Annotated in this window: 22 protein-coding genes; 6 read left to right on the top strand and 16 right to left on the bottom strand. The window is 56.8% G+C overall.

What is annotated here, in order from left to right:
• Positions 1-15: 15 nt before the first annotated feature.
• The 11 genes from atpG to mnmG all read right to left on the bottom strand — a co-directional run bounded on the left by atpG (position 16) and on the right by mnmG (position 9,642).
• On the bottom strand, positions 16-876 hold the full coding sequence (gene atpG / locus ACI514_RS25475) for a F0F1 ATP synthase subunit gamma (RefSeq protein ID WP_007911960.1): 861 nt from the start codon (positions 874-876) through the stop codon (positions 16-18).
• Positions 877-926: 50 nt separating this feature from the next.
• A complete protein-coding gene (gene atpA / locus ACI514_RS25470) occupies positions 927-2,471 on the bottom strand; it encodes a F0F1 ATP synthase subunit alpha (protein WP_016984064.1) in 1,545 nt (514 codons plus the stop codon).
• Between the two features lie 21 nt (positions 2,472-2,492).
• The gene (locus ACI514_RS25465) at positions 2,493-3,029 is read right to left on the bottom strand and encodes a F0F1 ATP synthase subunit delta (RefSeq protein ID WP_007911956.1); all 537 of its coding nucleotides are present in this window, start codon (positions 3,027-3,029) and stop codon (positions 2,493-2,495) included.
• Positions 3,030-3,041: 12 nt separating this feature from the next.
• Complete coding sequence (locus tag ACI514_RS25460) at positions 3,042-3,512, bottom strand: F0F1 ATP synthase subunit B (protein ID WP_003229781.1); 471 nt, start codon at positions 3,510-3,512, stop codon at positions 3,042-3,044.
• A 59-nt stretch (positions 3,513-3,571) separates the two neighbouring features.
• A complete protein-coding gene (gene atpE / locus ACI514_RS25455; RefSeq protein WP_003097235.1) occupies positions 3,572-3,829 on the bottom strand; it encodes a F0F1 ATP synthase subunit C in 258 nt (85 codons plus the stop codon).
• A gap of 133 nt (positions 3,830-3,962) precedes the next feature.
• Positions 3,963-4,832 (bottom strand): F0F1 ATP synthase subunit A, encoded by an 870-nt coding sequence (gene atpB, locus ACI514_RS25450; protein WP_007911917.1) that lies wholly within the window; start codon positions 4,830-4,832, stop codon positions 3,963-3,965.
• Between the two features lie 16 nt (positions 4,833-4,848).
• Positions 4,849-5,256 carry a F0F1 ATP synthase subunit I gene (locus ACI514_RS25445; RefSeq protein WP_003229783.1) on the bottom strand — a complete coding sequence of 136 codons (408 nt, stop codon included), beginning with the start codon at positions 5,254-5,256 and terminating at the stop codon, positions 4,849-4,851.
• 148 nt (positions 5,257-5,404) lie between these two features.
• The gene (locus ACI514_RS25440) at positions 5,405-6,277 is read right to left on the bottom strand and encodes a ParB/RepB/Spo0J family partition protein (RefSeq protein WP_116028606.1); all 873 of its coding nucleotides are present in this window, start codon (positions 6,275-6,277) and stop codon (positions 5,405-5,407) included.
• 9 nt (positions 6,278-6,286) lie between these two features.
• Positions 6,287-7,084, bottom strand: a complete 798-nt coding sequence (locus ACI514_RS25435) for a ParA family protein (protein WP_008084406.1) — start codon at positions 7,082-7,084, stop codon at positions 6,287-6,289.
• An 18-nt stretch (positions 7,085-7,102) separates the two neighbouring features.
• Positions 7,103-7,747 carry a 16S rRNA (guanine(527)-N(7))-methyltransferase RsmG gene (gene rsmG, locus ACI514_RS25430; protein ID WP_007911906.1) on the bottom strand — a complete coding sequence of 215 codons (645 nt, stop codon included), beginning with the start codon at positions 7,745-7,747 and terminating at the stop codon, positions 7,103-7,105.
• Positions 7,744-9,642: a tRNA uridine-5-carboxymethylaminomethyl(34) synthesis enzyme MnmG gene (gene mnmG / locus ACI514_RS25425; RefSeq protein ID WP_016984066.1), complete on the bottom strand. Its 1,899-nt coding sequence runs from the start codon at positions 9,640-9,642 to the stop codon at positions 7,744-7,746. The genes rsmG and mnmG overlap by 4 nt, the downstream gene beginning before the upstream one ends.
• Before the next feature lie 571 nt (positions 9,643-10,213).
• Between mnmG and ACI514_RS25420 the strand changes: the two genes are divergently transcribed.
• The 3 genes from ACI514_RS25420 (at position 10,214) to ACI514_RS25410 (ending at position 14,222) form a co-directional block, all read left to right on the top strand.
• The gene (locus tag ACI514_RS25420; RefSeq protein WP_160060027.1) at positions 10,214-10,720 is read left to right on the top strand and encodes a sigma-70 family RNA polymerase sigma factor; all 507 of its coding nucleotides are present in this window, start codon (positions 10,214-10,216) and stop codon (positions 10,718-10,720) included.
• The gene (locus ACI514_RS25415) at positions 10,720-11,667 is read left to right on the top strand and encodes a FecR domain-containing protein (protein ID WP_405122604.1); all 948 of its coding nucleotides are present in this window, start codon (positions 10,720-10,722) and stop codon (positions 11,665-11,667) included. The genes ACI514_RS25420 and ACI514_RS25415 overlap by 1 nt, the downstream gene beginning before the upstream one ends.
• Positions 11,668-11,786: 119 nt before the next feature.
• Positions 11,787-14,222: a TonB-dependent siderophore receptor gene (locus ACI514_RS25410; RefSeq protein WP_160060029.1), complete on the top strand. Its 2,436-nt coding sequence runs from the start codon at positions 11,787-11,789 to the stop codon at positions 14,220-14,222.
• 40 nt (positions 14,223-14,262) lie between these two features.
• On the opposite strand, the gene mnmE is transcribed toward ACI514_RS25410, so the two are convergent.
• From mnmE to rpmH, 5 genes are all read right to left on the bottom strand, one after another.
• Positions 14,263-15,633, bottom strand: a complete 1,371-nt coding sequence (gene mnmE / locus ACI514_RS25405) for a tRNA uridine-5-carboxymethylaminomethyl(34) synthesis GTPase MnmE (RefSeq protein WP_160060030.1) — start codon at positions 15,631-15,633, stop codon at positions 14,263-14,265.
• Positions 15,634-15,712: 79 nt separating this feature from the next.
• Positions 15,713-17,392, bottom strand: a complete 1,680-nt coding sequence (yidC, locus tag ACI514_RS25400; protein WP_160060031.1) for a membrane protein insertase YidC — start codon at positions 17,390-17,392, stop codon at positions 15,713-15,715.
• A gap of 2 nt (positions 17,393-17,394) precedes the next feature.
• Positions 17,395-17,640 (bottom strand): membrane protein insertion efficiency factor YidD, encoded by a 246-nt coding sequence (gene yidD / locus ACI514_RS25395; RefSeq protein ID WP_077430980.1) that lies wholly within the window; start codon positions 17,638-17,640, stop codon positions 17,395-17,397.
• Entirely contained in the window at positions 17,633-18,034 is a 402-nt protein-coding gene (gene rnpA, locus ACI514_RS25390) for a ribonuclease P protein component (protein WP_042704971.1), read from the bottom strand. Before rnpA ends, yidD begins: the two co-directional genes overlap by 8 nt.
• A 16-nt stretch (positions 18,035-18,050) precedes the next feature.
• The gene (gene rpmH / locus ACI514_RS25385; RefSeq protein WP_003213577.1) at positions 18,051-18,185 is read right to left on the bottom strand and encodes a 50S ribosomal protein L34; all 135 of its coding nucleotides are present in this window, start codon (positions 18,183-18,185) and stop codon (positions 18,051-18,053) included.
• Between the two features lie 566 nt (positions 18,186-18,751).
• Between rpmH and dnaA the strand changes: the two genes are divergently transcribed.
• The 3 genes from dnaA to recF are packed head-to-tail and all read left to right on the top strand — an operon-like array spanning position 18,752 to position 22,542.
• Positions 18,752-20,281, top strand: a complete 1,530-nt coding sequence (dnaA, locus tag ACI514_RS25380) for a chromosomal replication initiator protein DnaA (RefSeq protein WP_038359566.1) — start codon at positions 18,752-18,754, stop codon at positions 20,279-20,281.
• A 39-nt stretch (positions 20,282-20,320) separates the two neighbouring features.
• Positions 20,321-21,424 (top strand): DNA polymerase III subunit beta, encoded by a 1,104-nt coding sequence (gene dnaN / locus ACI514_RS25375; protein WP_007911887.1) that lies wholly within the window; start codon positions 20,321-20,323, stop codon positions 21,422-21,424.
• A gap of 14 nt (positions 21,425-21,438) precedes the next feature.
• Positions 21,439-22,542, top strand: coding sequence for a DNA replication/repair protein RecF (recF, locus tag ACI514_RS25370; RefSeq protein WP_038359568.1), 1,104 nt, complete (start codon positions 21,439-21,441; stop codon positions 22,540-22,542).
• Positions 22,543-22,547: the final 5 nt, after the last annotated feature.

Below are 22,547 nucleotides of genomic sequence, written 5' to 3'. Positions count from 1 at the left end.
TGAATATTTGAACCGTTAAACCGCGGCAGCGCCGCCGACGATTTCCGAGATCTCTTGGGTGATCGCAGCCTGACGCGCCTTGTTGTAGATCAGCTGCAAATCGCTGATCAAATCACCGGCGTTGTCGGTAGCGTTCTTCATCGCGATCATCCGCGCAGCTTGTTCAGCCGCGTTGTTCTCGACCACCGCCTGGTAGACCTGCGACTCAACGTAGCGGACCATCAAGCCGTCAAGCAGCTCTTTGGCATCCGGTTCGTAGAGATAGTCCCAGTGGTGCTTGAGATCCTGATCCGGGGTGGCCACCAGTGGAATCAACTGCTCCACGGTAGGCTGTTGCGTCATGGTGTTGATGAACTTGTTGGACACCACGGACAGGCGATCAATACGGCCATCCAGGTAGGCATCCAGCATCACCTTGACGCTGCCGATCAAGTCATTGATCGACGGCTCTTCACCCAGGTGGCTGATAGCTGCAACGACGTTACCGCCGAAGTTACGGAAAAAGGCCGCACCCTTGCTACCAACGACACACAGATCAATCTCGACGCCGTTTTCGCGGTTTACCGCCATGTCCTTGACCAGGGCCTTGAACAGGTTGGTATTCAAGCCGCCGCACAGACCACGGTCACTGCTCACCACAACATAACCAACGCGCTTGATTTCGCGGTCGATCATGAACGGGTGGCGGTATTCCGGGTTGGCGTTGGCCAGATGCCCAATAACCTGGCGGATACGCTCCGCATAAGGACGGCTAGCAGCCATGCGCATTTGTGCCTTGCGCATTTTGCTGACCGCCACTTTTTCCATGGCGCTGGTAATCTTTTGCGTGCTTTTGATGCTCGCAATCTTACTGCGAATCTCTTTTGCGCCTGCCATGTAACACCTATCAGGTTAGCAAGCGGGAGCCTCGCGGCTCCCGCTGCGGCTTACCAGGTTTGGGTGGCCTTGAACTTCTCGATACCGGCTTTCATGCCAGCGTCGATTTCGTCATTGAAGTCACCTTTAACGTTGATCTTGGCCATCAAATCGGCGTGATCGCGGTTGAAGAAAGCAATCAGCGCTTGTTCGAAGCTGCCGATCTTGGCGATTTCAATGTCAGTCAGGAACCCACGCTCAGCGGCATACAGCGACAGCGCCATGTCAGCGATCGACATTGGTGCGTATTGCTTCTGCTTCATCAGCTCGGTAACGCGCTGACCATGCTCAAGTTGCTTACGGGTCGCTTCGTCCAGGTCAGAAGCGAACTGGGCGAATGCCGCCAGTTCACGGTACTGAGCCAGAGCGGTACGGATACCACCGGACAGCTTCTTGATGATCTTGGTCTGAGCGGCACCACCCACACGGGATACCGAAACACCGGCGTTCACTGCAGGGCGGATGCCCGAGTTGAACATGGCCGATTCCAGGAAGATCTGACCGTCGGTGATGGAAATCACGTTGGTCGGAACGAACGCGGAAACGTCGCCAGCCTGGGTTTCGATGATCGGCAATGCGGTCAGGGAACCGGTTTTGCCGGTCACTGCGCCGTTGGTGAACTTCTCTACGTATTCTTCCGAAACGCGGGATGCGCGCTCCAGCAGACGGGAGTGGAGATAGAACACGTCGCCTGGGTAAGCTTCACGGCCTGGTGGACGGCGCAGCAGCAGGGAAATCTGGCGGTAAGCCACTGCTTGCTTGGACAGATCGTCATAAACGATCAGCGCGTCTTCACCGCGGTCGCGGAAGAATTCACCCATGGTGCAACCGGAGTACGGTGCCAGGAATTGCAGCGCAGGAGATTCCGAAGCACTGGCAGCCACGATGATCGTGTTGGCCAGGGCGCCGTTTTCTTCCAGCTTGCGAACCACGTTGGCGATGGTCGATTGTTTCTGACCAATAGCTACGTAGACGCAGAAAATGCCGCTGTCTTTCTGGTTGATGATCGCGTCGATCGCCAGAGCGGTTTTACCGATCTGACGGTCACCGATGATCAGCTCACGCTGGCCACGGCCGACAGGGATCATGGCATCGACAGCCTTGTAGCCAGTCTGTACAGGCTGGTCTACCGACTTACGCCAGATCACGCCCGGAGCAACTTTCTCGACCGCGTCGGTCTCGGTGTTGCCCAGTGGACCTTTGCCGTCAACAGGGTTGCCCAGTGCGTCGACTACGCGACCCAGCAGTTCCTTACCAACCGGAACTTCGAGGATGCGGCCGGTGCACTTGGCGCTCATGCCTTCAGCCAGAGACTGGTAAGCGCCCAGTACAACGGCACCTACGGAGTCTTGCTCCAGGTTGAGGGCCATACCGTAGACGCCGCCCGGAAACTCGATCATCTCGCCGTACATTACGTCGGCCAGACCGTGAATCCGCACGATGCCGTCAGATACGCTGACGACAGTGCCTTCGTTACGGGCTTGGGAGGTCACATCGAGCTTGTCGATGCGGCCCTTGATAATTTCACTTATTTCGGAAGGATTGAGTTGCTGCATTGCTCTGCTGCCCCTTCAAACTCAAGATTTCAATGCTTCGGCAAGTTTCGCGATTTTGCCGCGAATCGAGCCATCGATAACCAGGTCGCCGGCGCGGATAACGACACCACCTATAAGGGCAGCATCCTCCGCAACTTGCAGGCGCACTTCCCGGTTGAGTCGTGCACTGAGAACCTTGGCGAGTTTGTCTTGCTGTTCTTGGTTCAATGCAAAAGCACTGGTCACTTCAACGTCTACCGACTTCTCTTGTTCGGCCTTGTACAGGTCGAAAAGAGCGGCAATCTCCGGCAGAAGCGGGAGACGGTCGTTTTCGGCAACGACATTGATGAAGTTCTGTGCCTTGGCATCAAACTTGTCGCCGCACACGTCAATAAACGTGGCGGCCTTTTCTGCGCTCGTCAGTCGCGGGGCCTTGAGCACGCGCTGCATGGTGTCGTCTTGTGACACCGCTGCAGCCAGGCCGAGCATGGCTGACCAATTGGCCAGTTGCTGGTGGGCCTGAGCGTGCTCGAAGGCCGCCTTAGCGTAAGGTCGGGCCAACGTGGTCAGTTCTGCCATGATCGCCCTCGCTTAGATTTCAGCAGCCAGTTGGTTAACCAGCTCTGCGTGCGCGTTTTGATCGATTGTGGCACCCAGGATCTTCTCGGCGCCGCCGACAGCCAGCAAACCCACTTGGGCGCGCAGCTTGTCTTTGACACTGTTCAGTTCCTGTTCGATCTCGGCTTGAGCCTGAACCTTCACACGGTCAGCGTCGACACGGGCCTTTTCAACGGCCTCTTCGACAATCTGGTTACCGCGTTTCTTGGCTTGCTCGATGATTTCAGCTGCCTGAGCTTTCGCTTCGCGCAGTTGCTGACCCGCTTTTTCTTGGGCCAACTCCAGGTCGCGAGCTGCACGGCTGGCAGCGTCCAGACCATCAGCGATCTTCTTTTGACGTTCGTGCAGGGCAGCGATGACCGGAGGCCATACATACTTCATGCAGAACAGTACAAAAATCAGGAACGCAACGGACTGGCCAATCAGGGTCGCATTAATGTTCACGCCAACACCTCGCAGTTACGTTGTCCATCACATCAAATTACTCGGAAGAATCCGGGTAATTAGCCAGCGATCTGACCAACGAACGGGTTCGCAAAGGTGAAGAACAGAGCGATACCAACACCGATCATGGTTACGGCGTCGAGCAGACCGGCAACGATGAACATTTTAACTTGCAGCATTGGAACCATTTCTGGCTGACGCGCTGCGCCTTCCAGGAACTTGCCGCCCAGCAGGCCGAAACCAATTGCGGTACCCAGTGCGCCCAGGCCGATCAACAGTGCAACAGCGATAGCGGTTAGACCAACTACAGTTTCCATCTTTCCTCCCGACTTTTACGTCGTATGGTTTAGGTTTTTTAGATTAAAGCGGTAAAACAAATCGTTTCAGGTGCCCTGTGAAGAGCCCCTTCCCGTTTGACCGGGAAGGACATCAGACTAGTCGAGACTGGCCTTAATGGTTTTCTTCGTGCGCCATCGACAGGTAGACGATGGTCAGCATCATGAAGATGAACGCCTGCAGCGTGATGATCAGGATGTGGAACACAGCCCATGCCCACTGCAGAACAACGCCCAGGCCGCTCAGCCAGAGCAGACCGCTGCCGAACATCACAGCGATCAGAATGAACACCAGCTCGCCGGCATACATGTTGCCGAACAGACGCAGAGCCAGAGAGATCGGCTTGGCGATCAGGGTCACGAATTCCAGCAGGAAGTTCACCGGGATCAGCAGAGCTTGAACGAAGATGTTCTTGCTGCCGAACGGGTGCAGGGTCAGTTCGCCGATGAAGCCGCCGAAGCCCTTGACCTTGATGCTATAGAAAATGATCAGTGCGAAAACCGAGAACGCCATGCCCAGGGTCGCGTTCGGGTCGGTTGTCGACACGGCGCGGAACGGGATGTGGTGGTCACCGGAGATCAGGATGGCCAGCTGAGGAATCCAGTCGACCGGTACCAGGTCGACGGCGTTCATCAGGAACACCCAGACGAAGATGGTCAGTGCCAGCGGTGCAATCACCGGGCTACGGCCATGGAAGCTGTCTTTCACGCTGCCATCGACGAATTCGACCAATACTTCAACGAAGTTCTGCAAAGCACCCGGCTGACCCGAAGTCGCTTTCTTTGCCGCCATGCGGAAAAGAAGAACGAAGATCAGACCCAACGCGACCGACCAGCCGAGAGTATCGACGTGGAAAGCCCAGAAGCCCATTTCTTTGGCTTCTGCTGCGGTATGGGCAAAGCCCCAGCCGCCGTTAGGTAGCTGACCGAAGGTCAGGTTCTGCAAGTGGTGCTGGATATAGCCCGAAGCGGTTGTTTCTGCCATGGTTGCCTCAAACGCCCTAAGGTCTCGAAAGTCTTGTTCTCATCAGCAGGGGAGCGAACCAGCTGACCGACTGAGTCAGCACGAACGCGCCGAATACAGCTATCGGCGCCAGTGGCTTCACACCTGCAAACACCAGTGCAAAGAGCACTGCCGTCAAAATCAGTTTGCCTGCCTCGCCGGCATAAAATGACCGGACGATGGACTGGGCTGCTCGGGCGCCGGAAAACCGAAATGCCTTGTGAGCGAAATAAACATTGGGCAGCAAGGCTATCAGGCCCCCGCAAAGTCCCGAGTATCCGGCAACGACTCCGTGCCATTGCCAGAGCGCCAAAGCGGCAATGAGCAAAATGACAAATTGAGCCATTAACACCGGAAAAACCGCCAGGCGATGGAACGGCAGGCGGTTTGGCTTGCGGGTTTCCATCACGTTTGCTCTCCAATGGTCGGCTGCCAGAATTCAATAACTTGGCATAATTTGTGCCGACAAAATGCGCGCAGAGTATAGGGGCGGTTCTGCCCCTATTCAACTGTCAGGTAGTGATTTCCGACTGCGCGCTACATGAGGAAATGTTTCAGCGGATGTGCGCGAGCACACCTTGAAGCTCATCGAGGGAGTTGTAACCGATCACCAACTGACCCTTTCCCTTCTTGCCGTGGCGAATCTGCACCGCAGAGCCTAGGCGCTCGGCCAGACGCTGTTCGAGGCGGGCGATATCCGGGTCGGGTTTGCTCGCTTCCACAGGCTCCGGTTTGCCACTCAACCACTGACGAACCAGTGCTTCAGTTTGGCGCACGGTGAGGCCGCGTGCGACAACATGTCGCGCCCCTTCCACCTGCTGATTGTCCGGCAGACCGAGCAAAGCACGGGCATGACCCATTTCCAGGTCGCCGTGGGACAACATGGTCTTGATGACTTCCGGCAGTGCAATAAGCCGCAACAGGTTAGCCACAGTGACGCGGGACTTACCCACAGCCTCGGCGACCTGTTGCTGCGTCAGCTGGAACTCCTGCTGCAAACGCTGCAGGGCCACCGCTTCTTCGATCGGGTTGAGATCTTCACGCTGGATGTTCTCGATCAGCGCAATGGCGATCGCGGTTTCATCCGGTACGTCGCGCACCATCGCCGGGATGGTTTCCTGCCCGGCTTGCTGACTCGCGCGCCAGCGGCGTTCACCGGCGATGATCTCGAAGCGGCCACCGCCAATCGGGCGCACCACGATCGGCTGCATCACGCCTTGCGCCTTGATCGACGCTGCCAGTTCTTCCAGCGCCTGAGGATCCATGTCGCGGCGCGGCTGGTATTTGCCGCGCTGCAGCAGATCCAGTGGCAAGTGCTGCAGTTCGCGGGTGTCAGCTTGCGCCGCTTGTTCTTCCAGCGCGCTGACGGTCGGACCACTCAGCAGTGCATCCAGTCCACGTCCGAGACCTCGTTTCTTGACGGCCATGGGGATTCCTTAAGTTGCCTGAGCGGCGGCGATGCGTGAGTTTTTGCGCTGACGACGAACCATCTCGCCGGCCAGGGCCAGATAAGCCAGGGCGCCGCGCGATTGCTTGTCGTAGGCAAGCGCCGGCATGCCGTAGCTCGGCGCTTCGGCCAGGCGGATGTTGCGCGGGATCACCGTGTCGTACAGCTGATCGCCGAAGTGTTCCTTGAGCTGCGCCGAAACGTCGTTCATCAGGCTCAGGCGCGGGTCATACATGGTCCGCAGCAGGCCTTCGACTTTCAGGTTCGGGTTGAGCAATTCAGCGATGCGCTTGATGTTATCCACAAGGTCACTCAAGCCTTCGAGCGCGAAGTACTCGCACTGCATGGGGATAATCACCCCGTCAGCGGCGACCAGTGCGTTCAGCGTGAGCATCGACAGCGACGGCGGGCAGTCGATCAGAATGTAATCGTAGTTTTCACGGATCGGCGCCAGCGCGCTGCGCAGACGGCTTTCCTTCATCTGCATTTCCAGCAGCACCACTTCGGCCGCCGTCAAATCGCGGTTGGCCGGCAGCAGTTGGTAACCGCCGTGCTCGGAATAGTGCATGGCCTGGGCCAGATCGCATTCGCCGATCAGCAGGTCGTAGACCGAGTTTTCCAGGCCGTGTTTATCCACACCGCTACCCATGGTGGCGTTGCCCTGTGGATCGAGATCGATCAACAGCACCCGGCGCTTGGTCGCGACCAGGGATGCTGCGAGGTTGATGCAGGTGGTGGTCTTACCCACACCACCCTTCTGGTTCGCTATCGCGAATACCTTAGCCATTCTTGCTTGTGTTCCCAATCATGCCGTGCGGCGCAGTATCAGCAGATGGCGTTGGCCTTGGCAACCGGGTACGGCCAGGGCGTGTTCGCTATCGAGTTTGAAGTCTGCCGGCAATGCTACCAGCTCATCGGCCGGATGAACGCCCTTCATTGCCAGCCATCGTGTATCGGCATCGCCGAGGTGGCGAGTCCAGTTGGTGAAGTTCTCCATACTGCTGAACGCCCGGGAAATAATCCCGTTGAACGGCTGTGCAGGCTGGAAGGCTTCGACACGGCTGTGGATAACTTGCAGGTTATCCAGTTTGAGTTCGAGTTTGACCTGAGTCAGAAAGCGGGTTTTCTTGCCGTTGCTGTCCAGACAAGTCACTTGCGAATCCGGATACAGGATCGCCAACGGGATGCCTGGCATGCCGCCGCCACTGCCAACGTCGAGCCAACGACCGTTCTCGATGAACGACATCACGCTGAGACTATCGAGCAAATGCCTCGACACCATTTCGTCCGGATCGCGCACAGCGGTCAGGTTGTAGGCCTGGTTCCATTTGATCAACAGGGCCAGATAACCCAGCAGCAATTCGTGCTGGGTTTCAGTGAGATTGACACCGAGCTCGCGGGCTCCTGTGGATAACTCTTCGGCGTGTTGCGAAGTGACCTTAGAACTCAAGCGCTTTGCTCCAACTGACGGCCCGCGCCGCGTTTTTTCAAATGAATCATCAGCAGCGAAATCGCTGCCGGGGTCACACCCGGGATCCGCGAAGCCTGGCCCAGCGTCTCTGGTCGAGTCGCGCCGAGCTTGCTCTGGATCTCCTTGGAAAGACCGGAAATGTTGGTGTAATCGATATCCACAGGCAGTTTCGTGTCTTCACTGGCGCGCAGACGGGCGATTTCGTCCTGTTGACGGTCGATGTAACCGGCGTATTTGGTCTTGATTTCCACCTGTTCGGCAACCTGTGGATCTTCGGCGCCGTTGCCGGTCACTTCGACCAGACCAGCGTAGTCGATTTCCGGTCGACTCAAGAGGTTGAGCAAGTTGTATTCGTGGGTCAGCGGCGTGCCGAATTTCTCGGCAATCGCATCGCCCTGCTGCGTGTTCGGGCGAACCCAGGTGCTTTTCAGGCGCTGCTCTTCCAGCTCGATACTTTCGCGTTTCTTGCAGAAGGCCGCCCAACGCGCGTCATCGACCAGACCCAGCTCGCGACCTTTTTCGGTCAGACGCAGGTCAGCGTTGTCCTCACGCAGAATCAGACGGTACTCGGCACGGGAAGTGAACATGCGGTACGGCTCTTGGGTACCGAGGGTGATCAGGTCGTCGACCAAAACGCCGATGTAGGCTTCATCGCGACGCGGGCACCAGGCTTCTTTGCCCTTGGCGCGCAGTGCGGCGTTGGCGCCAGCGAGCAAACCTTGGGCGCCAGCTTCTTCGTAGCCGGTGGTGCCGTTGATTTGCCCGGCGAAGAACAGACCGCCGATGACTTTGGTTTCCAGGCTGTACTTCAGGTCGCGTGGATCGAAGTAGTCGTACTCGATCGCATAACCCGGACGCACGATGTGCGCGTTTTCCATGCCACGGATCGATTGCACGATCTGCAATTGCACGTCGAACGGCAAGCTTGTGGATATCCCGTTCGGATACAGCTCATGGGTGGTCAAACCTTCCGGTTCGATAAACACCTGATGGCTTTCCTTGTCGGCAAAGCGATGGATCTTGTCTTCGATCGACGGGCAGTAGCGCGGGCCGATGCCTTCGATTTCACCAGCGGCGGAATACATCGGCGAACGATCGAGGTTCGCGGCGATGATTTCGTGGGTGCGGGCGTTTGTGTGAGTAATCCAGCAACTGACCTGACGTGGATGCTGTTCTTTGTTGCCCATGAACGACATCACCGGAATCGGCGTATCGCCGGGTTGCTCGGTCATCACCGAGAAATCCACAGACTTGCCGTCGATACGCGGCGGTGTGCCGGTTTTCAGGCGACCGACACGCAGTGGCAGTTCACGCAGACGGTGAGCCAGGGCGATCGACGGCGGATCACCGGCGCGACCGCCGGAGAAATTCTGCAAACCGATGTGGATAAGTCCGCCGAGGAACGTACCGGTGGTCAACACCACGGAATCGGCGAAAAAGCGCAGACCCATTTGCGTGACAACACCACGGACTTGTTCCTGCTCGACGATCAGGTCGTCAGCCGCTTGTTGAAATATCCACAGGTTCGGCTGGTTTTCCAGAATTTCGCGGACAGCGGCTTTGTACAGAATCCGGTCGGCTTGCGCACGGGTCGCCCGTACGGCTGGGCCTTTGCGGCTGTTCAACACGCGAAACTGGATGCCGCCCAAATCGGTGGCCGTTGCCATCGCGCCGCCGAGGGCATCGATTTCCTTGACCAGATGGCTTTTGCCAATACCACCGATGGCCGGGTTGCAACTCATGGCACCGAGGGTTTCCACGTTATGCGTCAGCAACAGGGTTTTTGCCCCCATACGTGCTGAGGCCAGTGCTGCCTCGGTACCGGCATGACCGCCGCCGATGACGATCACTTCAAAACGGGAAGGGAAATCCACCACGCACCTCGTGCCTGCTTAAGTAGGTAATTCAGGAATAGTTTGAGATCAGGTTTCTGAACCTGGTCGACAAGTATAGGGACTTCGCCCTTCCTAAAGAACCCTTTGCACAAAATTTAACCAGCTGTGGAGAACTCGAGGTTAAAAGAATAAAAAAGAGAGAAATTTATAAAACCTTTGTTTTTATGTTTATTCTTACTGAGCCACCTTTCTGTGGATAGATTGCTACAGGCCTTTATATTCAATGTGTACAGAGTTTTAAAACCCTGTGCTCATGTGCTAATGAGGCCCTTGGATAACCGCTGTAAGCCTGTGGATGAAAGGGAAGGTTATCCACAGAGGGGTTTATGTCCAGTTTTTAAGCCCTGTTATCAACCGACCTCAGTGGCAGTTATTCACAGGGCTTAATCCACAGAAAAAACGATACAGCAGCTTTTTCAGCGCGCAAAAAAAACACCAGCGAGGGTTCGCTGGCGACAAAGAAGCTGATGGAGGGAAGTGCGAGGGCTATTGTGAGAGAACGTAACAGGGGCTAATAATAGGCATTATCATTAACTCATCAGTTTTCCCTATGTCCCTACCCGCCCACACCGCTGCGATTGAGCAAATCTACGAGCAACATCATTCGTGGCTATATGGATGGCTCAAGGGAAAATTGCATGACGCCTGCGATGCCGCCGATGTGGCGCATGACACGTTTGTGCGGATTCTGGCGGCCCGCAATGCCGCGCAGATTCGCGAGCCACGGGACTATCTGGCGACAATTGCACGCGGTCTGGTGATTGATCGTTATCGCAGACAGGCTATCGAAGCAGCATATTTGCAGACCCTGGCGGCTCGACCGGAAGCCACCGCCATCAGCGAGGAAGACAAGGCGCTGATCATCGAAACTCTGGTCGCTGTGGATAAAGCCTTGGCCGGGCTCGGCGCCAGAAGCCAACAGATTTTCATGCTGTCGCAGATCGATGGCCTGACTTATCAACAGATCGCCCTGCAGCTGAAGGTTTCTCTGACCACGGTGAAGAAACACATGATCCGCTCCCTGACGGAATGTGCCCTGGTCATGGCGCAGCGTTGATGGCCATCGCCCCCAACCGTCAGGTTTTCGAAGCGGCCGCCAGTTGGTATGTGCAGTTTCAAACGGATCCGCCGACGCTCGCCGAACAGAAGGCCTGGCAGCTGTGGATAGATAGCGACCCGGCACATCTGGCGGCGTGGAACCAGATGGAACAAATGCAACGCCACCTCGGCAAACTACCGCAGGATCTGAAACGTCGGGCACTGAACACCGGTCAGCAACGCCGTCAGGTGCTGAAACTGTTGCTGCTCGGGGCGGGGACGGGGTTCGTTGGCTGGAATGTTCAGCATCACGCTTCCTTGGGGAATGTTTGGGCGGACTATAAAACCGGGGTTGGTCAGCTTCGCAATATCGCATTGGCGGATGGCAGCCAGATTCAGCTCAACACCGACACTGCCATTGACGTGTCTTTCGACCCGGTACAGCGGCTGATTCGCCTGCGCTCGGGCGAAATCCTGATCCAAACCGGAAAGCTTGGCGATCAACGACCCTTTTTCGTCGAAACCCGTGATGGCCGGATACAAGCCTTGGGCACTCGATTCTCCGTCCACCAGTTCCCGGGTTCTACCCGCGTGGGGGTGCTGGAAAATCGGGTCAGCGTTCAACCGGGGGATTCATCAACAGCCGCCATTATTCTGAATGCAGGGGAAGGCGCTGACTTCGATAGCCGGCATATCGGACTCATTCATCCCTTCCAACCCTCGGAAGTGGCATGGACCAACGGCCAATTGATCGTCCTCAATGCACGTTTGGGCGATGTGATCGAAGAATTGGGCCGTTATCGCAGCGGGGTTTTGCACTGCGACGCGCGCGCCCGGGATCTGCGGGTATCCGGCACCTTTCGGCTCGACTCCACCGATGCCGTTCTGGCCAATCTCCAGGCCTCGTTACCGATCAACGTCCGCTACTTCACCCGTTACTGGGTCTCGATCAGCCACAACGTCTGATCGAAAATCACCTGGGGAAAAATAAATTGAAACCAGGGTTATCTTTTTTTGCCCTGACCCGGCCCTACAGGTAATCGCGATAAACGCGGCTCTTCGCCACCTTCAGGGCTTATCCACACATGCGTCTTCCCACGTTCCGTCAGCGTTTTTCCCACCACTGCATTGCCTACAGCCTACTGATGACCAGTGCCGCGCCTTGCCTGGTAATGACCAATAACGCCTTCGCGGCGATGGCCGCCCAGCGCTACACCATTGCTGCCGGCCCGCTGGACAATGCGTTGAGCCAGTTCGCCTCTGCTTCGAACGTGATTCTGTCGTTCTCGCCGCAACAGACCAGCCGTTTACGCAGTGCGGGACTGAACGGCAACTTCACCGTCGAACAGGGATTCTCCCAACTGCTGCAAGGCTCGGGGTTGCAAGCCATACCGCAGGCGCCTAGCAGCTACATTCTGCAGGCGCTGCCCACTGGTGACTCGCTGGAACTGGCCCCGACCAACATCAACGGGCAATTAGCCAACCCGATGAACCTGGATTACGCCGCCGACGTTGGCTACAAGGCGCAAAGCAGCCGGATTGGTACGAAAACCAGCACACCGTTGTCGGAAACGCCACGCTCGGTGTCAGTCGTAACCGCGCAACGCATGAAAGATCAGAAATCCCAGACGCTCACCGAGGTGCTTGGCTACGTCCCGGGGATCTTTGCCCCTCCGTTTGCCGCCGGCGACAGTCTGGCCGGAGATCTGTTTTTCATACGGGGTTTCAATGCCACCGATTACGGCTACGGTCTGTTGCGCGATGGACTACGCGTACAGGGCAACCGCTATGACACCAGCACCGAGCCTTATGGTCTTGAGCGAGTGGAGATTTTCCGCGGCCCGTCTTCTCTGCTGTACGGGGAAAACGCTCCCGGCGGTCTGGTCAATCTGGTGAGCAAACGCCCGACCGCCGCGCCACAAGGCGAAGTGCAATTGGGTTATGGCTCGAATAATCGTAGGCAGATCGGCGTCGATGTCTCCGGTCCACTCAATAACAGCGGTAATGTTCTCGGGCGGGTGGTGATGCTCGGGCGCAAGTCGGACACCCAGACCGATCATGTCCCGGATGACCGGATCTACATCGCGCCATCGCTGACTCTGAATTTCGACGATTTCAATACGCTGACCCTACTGGCCAACTACCAGAAGGATCACACCAACATGGAACTTGGCCTACCGGCCGCCGGGACTTTGCTGACCAACCCCAACGGCAAGTTATCCAAGGGCACAATGCTCGGCGATCCGGACTGGAATACCTTCGAACGGGAAACCTGGAGCACCGGTTACGAGTTCAGTCACTCGTTCAACGACGACTGGCAGTTCCGGCAGAACTCGCGCTACATGCAGTCGCGCATTACCCGCCACGAAACCTGGCCGGGCAACCTCAACAATGCCGGTTTCGGCACACGCCTGAACATGACGGCCTACGATCGCTACAACAAATCGATGGTGTATTCGCTGGATAACCAACTGGAAGGCAAATTCCAGGTCGGCGGTCTGGAAAATACCGTGCTATTCGGCGCCAGCTACGACCGCACTTCCTTCAATCAAGACTGGGATGCCGGCGTCGTCGGGCCGATCGATGTGTATAACCCGGTGTACCTGCGCGACCCTACCACACCGATTGCGGTGCAAAACACCTTGCTCGAGCAGCAGATGAAAGGGGTTTATGCACAGATCCAGAGCAAGTACGACCATTGGTTGTTTCTGCTCGGCGGTCGTCAGGATTGGGTCGACAGTGATTTCCGCGACAAGGTGGCCCAGTCGAGTGACATCAGCTCCGAGGATAAGAAATTCACTTATCAGGGCGGCGTGATGTACCAGTTCGACAACGGCATGACGCCGTATGTCAGCTACTCGACCTCGTTCGTGCCGGTGCAGCAGATTTCCAACGCCGGCGCACCGCTTGATCCGATCACCAGCAGCCAATATGAAGTGGGCCTGAAATACGAGCCGATCGGCTGGGACACAGCGTTCACTGCTTCGGTGTACGACCTGCGCAAAAAGGACGACACCTACTTCGACGCCACCACGTCGAGCTATCGCCAAGTGGGCGAAAGCCGTTCCAAGGGTGTAGAGCTGGAACTTAACAGCAATCTGACGCAGAACCTCAACGTCACGGCGGCCTACACCTACACCGACGCGCGAATCACCAAGGATGCCGCGACGTCATTGGTCAAAGGCCATCAGATGACCGGCGTGCCGCGTAATCAGGCCTCGGCCTGGGCGAAATACCGATTCCTCGATGGCGATCTGAAAGGTTTGTATGTGGGTGGCGGTGTGCGTTACTTCGACAGTGCCTTCGCCTACACCTCGCCTTCTCTGTACGGAAAGCTGGATGCCGGCGATGTCACCTTGGTTGATGCGGCGATCGGCTATCAGATCGACACGCACTGGAGCGTGGACCTGAATGCGAAAAACCTGTTCGACAAGGAATATGTGTCGGGATGCAATGATGCCGGCCGCTGCTACTGGGGAGAAGACCGGACCTTGCTCGGTACGGTTTCCTACAACTGGTAAATGAAAAGGGGCTGTGGATAAATTGTCCACAGCCCCTTTGTCATTTGCCAATGCAGAAGCTGGAAAATATCCGACCTAGCAGATCATCGGAGCTGAAGGCACCAGTGATTTCGCCGAGAGAATGCTGGGCTTGACGCAGATCTTCCGCCAATAACTCTCCGGCGCCAGCCAAGGTCAGCTGGGCGCGGCCGTGTTCCAACGCTGCACTGGCGTGGCGCAAGGCTTCAAGATGCCGGCGACGTGCGCTGAAACTGCTTTCCGAGGTCTGCTCGTAACCCATACAGGCTTTGAGATGGTCACGCAGCAGGTCAAGGCCTTCACCGGCCGACTTGGCGCTGAGGCTGATCGTCACATGGCCGTCTTCACTGGTTTTCAGGGCAATGGCTTCGCCGGTCAAATCGGCTTTGTTGCGGATCAGGGTGACCTTCGCCGGATCTGGTCGGGTTTCAAGGAATTCCGGCCATAGGGCAAAGGGATCCAGCGCTTCCGGCGCAGTGGCGTCGACCACCAACAACACCCGATCAGCCTCGCCAATGGCTTTCAATGCGCGCTCGACCCCGATCTTTTCCACATGATCATCGGTATCGCGCAGTCCGGCCGTATCGACAACGTGCAGTGGCATACCATCAATGTGGATATGTTCGCGCAGGATGTCGCGGGTCGTACCGGCAATTTCGGTAACGATGGCGGCTTCACGACCGGCCAAGGCATTCAACAGACTGGACTTGCCGGCATTCGGACGACCGGCGATCACCACAGTCATACCATCGCGCAGCAACGCACCCTGCCCGGCTTCTCGCAGTACTGTGGATAACTCGACGCGCACTTTGTCGAGCATGCTCAGCACATGGCCATCGGCAAGGAAGTCGATTTCTTCTTCCGGGAAGTCGATGGCGGCTTCGACGTAGATACGCAAACCGATCAGTTGCTCGGTCAAGTTATGCACACGCTGGGAAAACGCACCCTGCAAGGAACGCAGAGCATTGCGCGCAGCCTGTGCAGAACTGGCTTCGATCAAATCGGCAATCGCCTCGGCCTGGGCCAGGTCGAGCTTGTCATTGAGGAAGGCGCGTTCGCTGAATTCACCAGGACGGGCCAAGCGACATCCCAGTTCCAGGCAGCGTTTGAGCAACATATCCAGAACGATCGGGCCGCCGTGGCCTTGCAGTTCCAGCACGTCTTCACCGGTGAACGAGTTCGGCCCCGGGAAATACAGCGCCAGACCTTCATCGAGGACTTGCTGGTCGTCGCTGAAAAACGGGCCGTAATGGGCGTAACGCGGTTTCAGTTCGCGGCCGGTGATGGCTTTCGCTGCAACGCTGGCCAACGGCCCGGAAATACGAACGATGCCCACACCACCACGGCCTTGAGCGGTGGCGACAGCGGCGATGGTTTCACGAGGTGCGCTCATTGACCGGTATCCAGACAAAAATGACAGATAGCAAAACGCCCCACTAGGGGGCGTTTTGAGTGGTTATCCACAGTGTAAATCAAGCAGCGGCTTGGGTAGCCCGTTCGATTTTACGTGTGATGTACCACTGTTGTGCAATCGACAGGCAGTTGTTCACAACCCAGTACAGCACCAGACCTGCCGGGAACCACAGGAAGAAGAAGGTGAAGATGATTGGCATCATTTTCATGACCTTCGCCTGCATCGGATCCGGAGGAGTCGGGTTCAGCTGCTGCTGGATGAACATGGTTGCGCCCATGATGATCGGCAGAATGAAGAACGGATCCTTGATCGACAGGTCAGTGATCCACAGCATGAACGGCGCTTGGCGCATTTCCACGCTTTCCAGCAGAACCCAGTACAGAGAAAGGAAAACCGGCATCTGCACGAGGATCGGCAAGCAGCCGCCCAGCGGATTGATCTTCTCTTTCTTGTACAGCTCCATCATGGCTTGCGACATTTTCTGCCGGTCGTCGCCATGTTGCTCTTTCAGAGCAGCCAGTTTCGGCGCAACGGCACGCATACGCGCCATCGATTTGTAGCTGGCAGCCGACAGAGGGAAGAAAATACCCTTGATCAGCATGGTCAGGAAAATGATCGACCAGCCCCAGTTACCGACAATGGCGTGAATGTGTTGCAGCAGCCAGAAGATTGGCTGAGCAATGAACCACAGAATGCCGTAGTCGACGGTCAGTTCCAGACCTGGGGACAACTCTTTCAGCACAGCCTGGCTTTTCGGACCGGCGTAAAGGATAGCGCTGGTTTCAACTTTGGCACCCGGTGCAGCGGTCAGTGTTGGACCTGTGTAACCGATGATGTAGTTGCCTTTGCTGTCTTTACGGGTCTGGACGATGTTGTTTTCGCCCTTTGCCGGAATCCACGCAGTCACGAAGTAGTGCTGTAGCCAGGCTACCCAACCACCGGTGACGGTTTCTTTCAGTTGTGCCTTGTCCATGTCCTTCATGGACACTTTCTTGTACGGCTCCGAACTTGTCCACAGGGCAGCGCCCAGATAAGTTGCGGTGCCAGTAGCGGTTGTGGACGAAGGATCAGCGCTAGCATCGCGCTTCAACTGCGCGAACATCGCGCCATTCCAGGGCTGAGCGCTCTGGTTATCCACAATGTAGGAAACGGCTACGTCATACAGGCCACGTTTCAGAGTGAAACGCTTGATGTAATTGACGCCGTCCTTGCTGAACTTCAGGTCTACGACCAGTTGGTCCTGACCGTCAGCCAGTTGATAAGTCTTCTTCTCCGAGGAGTAGACCGGACGACCGGCCGGATTTGCATCCGGGCCATTGGTGCCGATCAGACCGCTTTGTGCCAGATACACACGTTCGCCGCCGTTATCGAACAGCTGGAACGGAACATCAGGACGATCCTGACGACGTGGATACAGAGGCAAGGTCAATTGAGCAACATCACCACCTTGTGGATCGATCGCGAGATCGAGCACGTCGGTTTTGATCTGGATCAGATCCTTGCTGGCGGCTACCGGCGTTTCGGCAGGTGCACTGGTATCGCTAGCGGCACGCGGAATATCGTCACTGGCTGCAGCATTATTGCCAGTGGCGGTGTCCGGCAAACCGGATGTAGTCGTACTGGAAGCAACATTCTGAGTCGGCAGGGCAGCCTGACCATAGTCCTGGTTCCATTTAAGGACCATAACGTAGGCCACGATTGCCAGGGCGACGATCAGGATCGTGCGTTTGATATCCATGATTACTCGGCCATCGAAGAAGAACGGGAGGTAGGGATAGGTGGAACCGGGTCATAACCACCGGGATTCCACGGATGACAGCGACCTAAACGACGAAAGGCCAGCCAGCCACCGCGCAGAAGGCCATGATTTTCGATGGCTTCTAACGCGTAGCAGGAACAACTGGGGTAGAAACGACAGTGGTTGGCCATTAAAGGACTAATGGCATAGCGATAAAACTGGATCGGAACGAGGGCCAGTTTACGCATCTGGACTGTCTACCCCTACAGTTTCGGTTTTGACTTCTGGAACTGGCTTGCTGCGTGCCAGACGCTTCCAGAGCTTGCCGAAATGCTGAATCAATTCGGGGTTTTCTACATCGCCCAGACCTTTGCGCGCGACGATAACGATGTCCCAGCCGACCAGTGAATCCTGGTGCAGACGGAACGATTCGCGCATCAAACGTTTGAGGCGATTGCGCTCAACGGAGAGCTTTACGCTCTTTTTCCCGATAACCAGCCCGAGACGGGGGTGATCAAGATCGTTGTTGCGTGCAAGGAGCAGGAGATTTTTCCCCGGAACCTTGCCGGTAGGGGAGTCAAAGACTGCCTTGAAATGCCGGGGAGTAAGCAGACGCTTTTCCCGACTGAAGTCCTGACTCACCTCCAGTACCGGATTATCAAACTGCCAGACGCGCACGACCTTTGGCGCGGCGACGCGACAGGACTGCACGGCCGTTCTTGGTAGCCATGCGAGCACGGAAACCGTGGGTACGGGCGCGTTTGATAGTGCTTGGTTGGAAAGTACGTTTCATGTCGTGTTACCTGGTTCGTCCACAACGGGCCGGAATGGCCCCCGTTTTAAGAGACCGGGGATTCTAGAGAAAGCAAGCCTTCAGGTCAATTTCCAACCAGCGTTTCCTTATAAATAGATCTCAAGGTGTTCTTTGCCTGATCACCTGCTCGTCATACATAAAAATAAAGAAGGGAATTATTTAAAGCTTTTTTGTAAAGCTTATAAAAGCTAGGCACACCTTCTTCTGTGGATAAGTAGCATTAGGCCTTGTCTGACGTGATGTACAGAGAATGACAACTACAGTGGAAAACCGTGTTCAGCCTGTGCTGCGCTGTCGGATAACCTGTGTGTGGAATGGACTGTTATCCACAGGCAGGTTATCCACCGAGTTCAACCCCCAGTTGTCCAGTGCCCTTAGAGGTGGTTATCCACAGAGCTTATTCACACACCGTTGGTCGCCTTTTTCTGATTCAACGCATTGATAAATCATGGACACCGGGCAACCTGCATGTGGATAAGTGGGCGGCTCGCCGCTACAATGGCCGCTTGTTTTTGCCTCACCGGCTTTCAACTTAGGGGATATCCGTGTCAGTGGAACTTTGGCAGCAGTGCGTGGAGCTTTTGCGCGAGGAGCTGCCTGCCCAACAATTCAACACCTGGATCCGTCCACTACAGGTCGAAGCCGAAGGCGACGAGTTGCGCGTCTACGCACCGAACCGTTTTGTGCTGGACTGGGTCAACGAAAAGTACCTGGGCCGCGTCCTTGAACTGCTGGATGAGCACGGCAACGGCATGGCGCCTGCGCTTTCCTTATTAATAGGCAGCAAACGCAGTTCCGCTCCGCGTGCAGCACCGAACGCGCCGCTTGCAGCCGCGCAGGTTTCCCAGCAGGCCCAGGCAAATGCCACGCCTGTGAGTACGCCGGCACCCACGCAGACGCCAGCGCCGGCAGCCAAGCGTTCGACGCAGAAAAGCCCTGAAGTCAGCGATGAGCCGTCTCGCGACAGTTTCGACCCGATGTCCGGTGCCGCTTCGCAGCAAGCCCCGGTCCGCGCCGAACAGCGCACCGTGCAGGTCGAAGGCGCGCTCAAGCACACCAGTTACCTGAACCGCACCTTCACCTTCGAAAACTTCGTCGAAGGTAAATCCAACCAGCTCGCACGCGCGGCGGCCTGGCAAGTGGCGGACAACCCCAAGCACGGCTACAACCCACTGTTCCTTTATGGTGGCGTTGGTTTGGGTAAGACTCACTTGATGCACGCGGTGGGTAACCATCTGTTAAAGAAGAACCCGAATGCCAAGGTCGTGTATCTGCATTCCGAGCGTTTCGTGGCCGACATGGTCAAGGCACTGCAGCTGAACGCGATCAATGAGTTCAAGCGTTTCTACCGTTCGGTGGATGCTCTGTTGATCGACGACATTCAGTTCTTCGCCCGCAAAGAGCGCTCGCAAGAAGAGTTTTTCCACACCTTCAACGCCCTGCTTGAAGGTGGCCAGCAGGTCATTCTCACCAGTGACCGCTACCCGAAAGAAATCGAAGGCCTTGAAGAGCGCCTCAAATCCCGCTTCGGCTGGGGCCTGACGGTTGCCGTCGAGCCGCCGGAACTGGAAACCCGCGTGGCGATCTTGATGAAGAAGGCCGACCAGGCCAAAGTCGACTTGCCGCACGACGCCGCGTTCTTCATTGCCCAGCGCATTCGCTCCAACGTCCGTGAGCTGGAAGGCGCGCTTAAACGCGTGATCGCCCACTCGCACTTCATGGGCCGCGACATCACCATCGAGCTGATTCGCGAATCCCTGAAAGACCTGTTGGCGTTGCAGGACAAACTGGTCTCTGTGGATAACATTCAGCGCACCGTCGCCGAGTACTACAAGATCAAGATCTCGGACTTGCTGTCCAAGCGCCGTTCGCGCTCGGTAGCGCGTCCGCGTCAGGTGGCCATGGCCTTGTCCAAGGAACTGACCAACCACAGCCTGCCGGAAATCGGCGATGTGTTTGGCGGCCGCGATCACACCACCGTGTTGCACGCCTGTCGCAAGATCAACGAACTTAAGGAATCCGACGCGGACATCCGCGAGGACTACAAGAACCTGCTGCGTACACTGACCACTTGATGAACACCAGCGCAGCTTATTAAGGCAAGGGACTAGACCATGCATTTCACCATTCAACGCGAAGCCCTGTTGAAACCCCTGCAACTGGTCGCAGGCGTCGTCGAGCGCCGACAGACCTTGCCGGTACTCTCCAACGTGCTGCTGGTTGTCGAAGGCCAGCAACTGTCGCTGACCGGTACCGACCTGGAAGTCGAGCTGGTCGGTCGTGTGCAACTTGAAGAGCCGGCTGAAACAGGTTCCATCACCGTGCCTGCGCGCAAGCTGATGGATATCTGCAAAAGCTTGCCCAACGATGCGCTGATCGACATCAAGGTCGACGAGCAGAAGCTGGTCGTAAAGGCTGGCCGTAGTCGCTTCACCCTGTCGACCCTGCCAGCCAACGATTTCCCGACCGTTGAAGAAGGTCCGGGCTCGCTGACCTGCAGCCTGGAGCAAAGCAAACTGCGTCGCCTGATCGAACGCACCAGCTTCGCCATGGCTCAGCAGGACGTGCGTTACTACCTCAACGGCATGCTGCTGGAAGTGTCCGAAGGCATCATCCGCGCCGTGGCCACCGACGGTCACCGTCTGGCCATGTGCTCGATGAAAGCCGATATCGGCCAGCCGGATCGCCATCAGGTGATCGTGCCGCGCAAAGGTATTCTCGAACTGGCACGTCTGCTCACCGAGCCGGACGGCAATGTCAGTATCGTATTGGGCCAGCACCACATCCGCGCCACTACCGGCGAATTCACCTTCACCTCGAAACTGGTCGACGGCAAGTTCCCGGACTACGAGCGCGTTCTGCCAAAGGGCGGCGACAAGCTGGTACTGGGCGATCGTCAGGCTCTTCGTGAAGCATTCAGCCGTACCGCGATTCTGTCCAACGAGAAGTACCGTGGTATCCGTCTGCAGCTGGCCAGTGGTCAGTTGAAGATCCAGGCCAACAACCCGGAGCAGGAAGAAGCGGAAGAAGAAGTGGGCGTTGAATACAACGGCGGCTCGCTGGAAATCGGCTTCAACGTGAGCTACTTGCTCGACGTGCTGGGCGTGATGACTACCGAGCAGGTTCGTCTGATCCTGTCCGACTCCAACAGCAGTGCGCTGGTGCAAGAGTCCGACAACGACGATTCGGCTTACGTTGTCATGCCGATGCGTCTGTAATCAGCTGACCCTGGATGTCCTTAAGTCGTGTTTCGGTCACCGCGGTGCGCAATCTGCACCCGGTGACCTTCTCCCCCTCCCCCCGCATCAACATTCTTTACGGCGCTAATGGCAGCGGCAAAACCAGTGTTCTGGAAGCCATTCATCTGCTGGGGCTTGCCCGTTCGTTTCGTAGCACGCGGCTGTTGCCGGTCATCCAGTATGAGCAACTTGCCTGTACCGTGTTCGGTCAGGTCGAATTGGCCGAGGGTGGGCATAGCGCTTTGGGCATCTCGCGCGATCGTCAGGGTGAGTTCCAGATCCGCATCGACGGCCAGAACGCCCGTAGTGCTGCGCAACTGGCGGAGATCCTGCCGCTGCAGTTGATCAACCCCGACAGCTTCCGTCTGCTCGAAGGCGCGCCGAAGATTCGTCGGCAGTTTCTCGACTGGGGCGTGTTCCACGTCGAGCCACGGTTCATGGCCACTTGGCAGCGTTTGCAGAAGGCCTTGCGCCAGAGAAACTCATGGCTGCGGCATGGTACACTTGACGCCGTTTCGCAAGCGGTTTGGGACAGGGAACTGTGCCAGGCCAGCGCTGAAATCGATGAATACCGCCGCGCTTACATCAAAGCCTTGAAACCAGTCTTTGAACAAACCTTGAGCGAACTGGTTGAGCTCGAAGGTTTGACGCTCAGCTATTACCGAGGCTGGGACAAAGACCGGGAATTGAGCGCCGTACTGGCTGGTTCCGTACAACGGGATCAGCAAATGGGTCATACCCAGGCCGGACCGCAACGGGCTGATTTGCGTCTTAGATTGGGCGCGCACAATGCCGCGGACATTTTGTCCCGGGGTCAGCAGAAGTTGGTGGTCTGTGCACTGCGGATTGCCCAAGGGCATCTGGTCAGCCAGGCCCGCCGCGGTCAGTGTATTTATCTGGTGGATGATTTGCCGTCCGAGCTGGACGAGGGCCACCGTCGCGCGCTGTGCCGCTTGCTGGAAGACTTACGCTGCCAGGTGTTCATCACCTGTGTAGATCACGAATTATTGAGGGAAGGCTGGCAGACGGAAACGCCAGTCGCTCTGTTCCACGTGGAACAGGGCCGTATCACCCAGACCCACGACCATCGGGAGTGAAGGCA

The organism is Pseudomonas sp. M20 (assembly GCF_045037865.1).
Lineage (GTDB): Bacteria > Pseudomonadota > Gammaproteobacteria > Pseudomonadales > Pseudomonadaceae > Aquipseudomonas.
The sequence above is the reverse complement of the archived record's forward strand: the minus strand, read 5'-3'. Positions and strand labels throughout refer to the sequence as shown.

Excerpts from the sequence above, each read along its gene's own strand:
- atpG (WP_007911960.1), bottom strand. The coding sequence starts at position 876 with ATGGCAGGCGCAAAAGAGATTCGCAGTAAGATTGCGAGCATCAAAAGC.
- atpB (WP_007911917.1), bottom strand. The coding sequence starts at position 4,832 with ATGGCAGAAACAACCGCTTCGGGCTATATCCAGCACCACTTGCAGAAC.
- yidC (WP_160060031.1), bottom strand. The coding sequence starts at position 17,392 with ATGGATATCAAACGCACGATCCTGATCGTCGCCCTGGCAATCGTGGCC.
- ACI514_RS25415 (WP_405122604.1), top strand. The coding sequence starts at position 10,720 with ATGGCCATCGCCCCCAACCGTCAGGTTTTCGAAGCGGCCGCCAGTTGG.
- mnmE (WP_160060030.1), bottom strand. The coding sequence starts at position 15,633 with ATGAGCGCACCTCGTGAAACCATCGCCGCTGTCGCCACCGCTCAAGGC.
- yidD (WP_077430980.1), bottom strand. The coding sequence starts at position 17,640 with ATGCGTAAACTGGCCCTCGTTCCGATCCAGTTTTATCGCTATGCCATT.
- dnaN (WP_007911887.1), top strand. The coding sequence starts at position 20,321 with ATGCATTTCACCATTCAACGCGAAGCCCTGTTGAAACCCCTGCAACTG.
- ACI514_RS25465 (WP_007911956.1), bottom strand. The coding sequence starts at position 3,029 with ATGGCAGAACTGACCACGTTGGCCCGACCTTACGCTAAGGCGGCCTTC.
- ACI514_RS25435 (WP_008084406.1), bottom strand. The coding sequence starts at position 7,084 with ATGGCTAAGGTATTCGCGATAGCGAACCAGAAGGGTGGTGTGGGTAAG.
- atpA (WP_016984064.1), bottom strand. The coding sequence starts at position 2,471 with ATGCAGCAACTCAATCCTTCCGAAATAAGTGAAATTATCAAGGGCCGC.
- recF (WP_038359568.1), top strand. The coding sequence starts at position 21,439 with ATGTCCTTAAGTCGTGTTTCGGTCACCGCGGTGCGCAATCTGCACCCG.
- ACI514_RS25440 (WP_116028606.1), bottom strand. The coding sequence starts at position 6,277 with ATGGCCGTCAAGAAACGAGGTCTCGGACGTGGACTGGATGCACTGCTG.
- ACI514_RS25410 (WP_160060029.1), top strand. The coding sequence starts at position 11,787 with ATGCGTCTTCCCACGTTCCGTCAGCGTTTTTCCCACCACTGCATTGCC.
- ACI514_RS25445 (WP_003229783.1), bottom strand. The coding sequence starts at position 5,256 with ATGGAAACCCGCAAGCCAAACCGCCTGCCGTTCCATCGCCTGGCGGTT.
- atpE (WP_003097235.1), bottom strand. The coding sequence starts at position 3,829 with ATGGAAACTGTAGTTGGTCTAACCGCTATCGCTGTTGCACTGTTGATC.
- ACI514_RS25420 (WP_160060027.1), top strand. The coding sequence starts at position 10,214 with ATGTCCCTACCCGCCCACACCGCTGCGATTGAGCAAATCTACGAGCAA.
- rpmH (WP_003213577.1), bottom strand. The coding sequence starts at position 18,185 with ATGAAACGTACTTTCCAACCAAGCACTATCAAACGCGCCCGTACCCAC.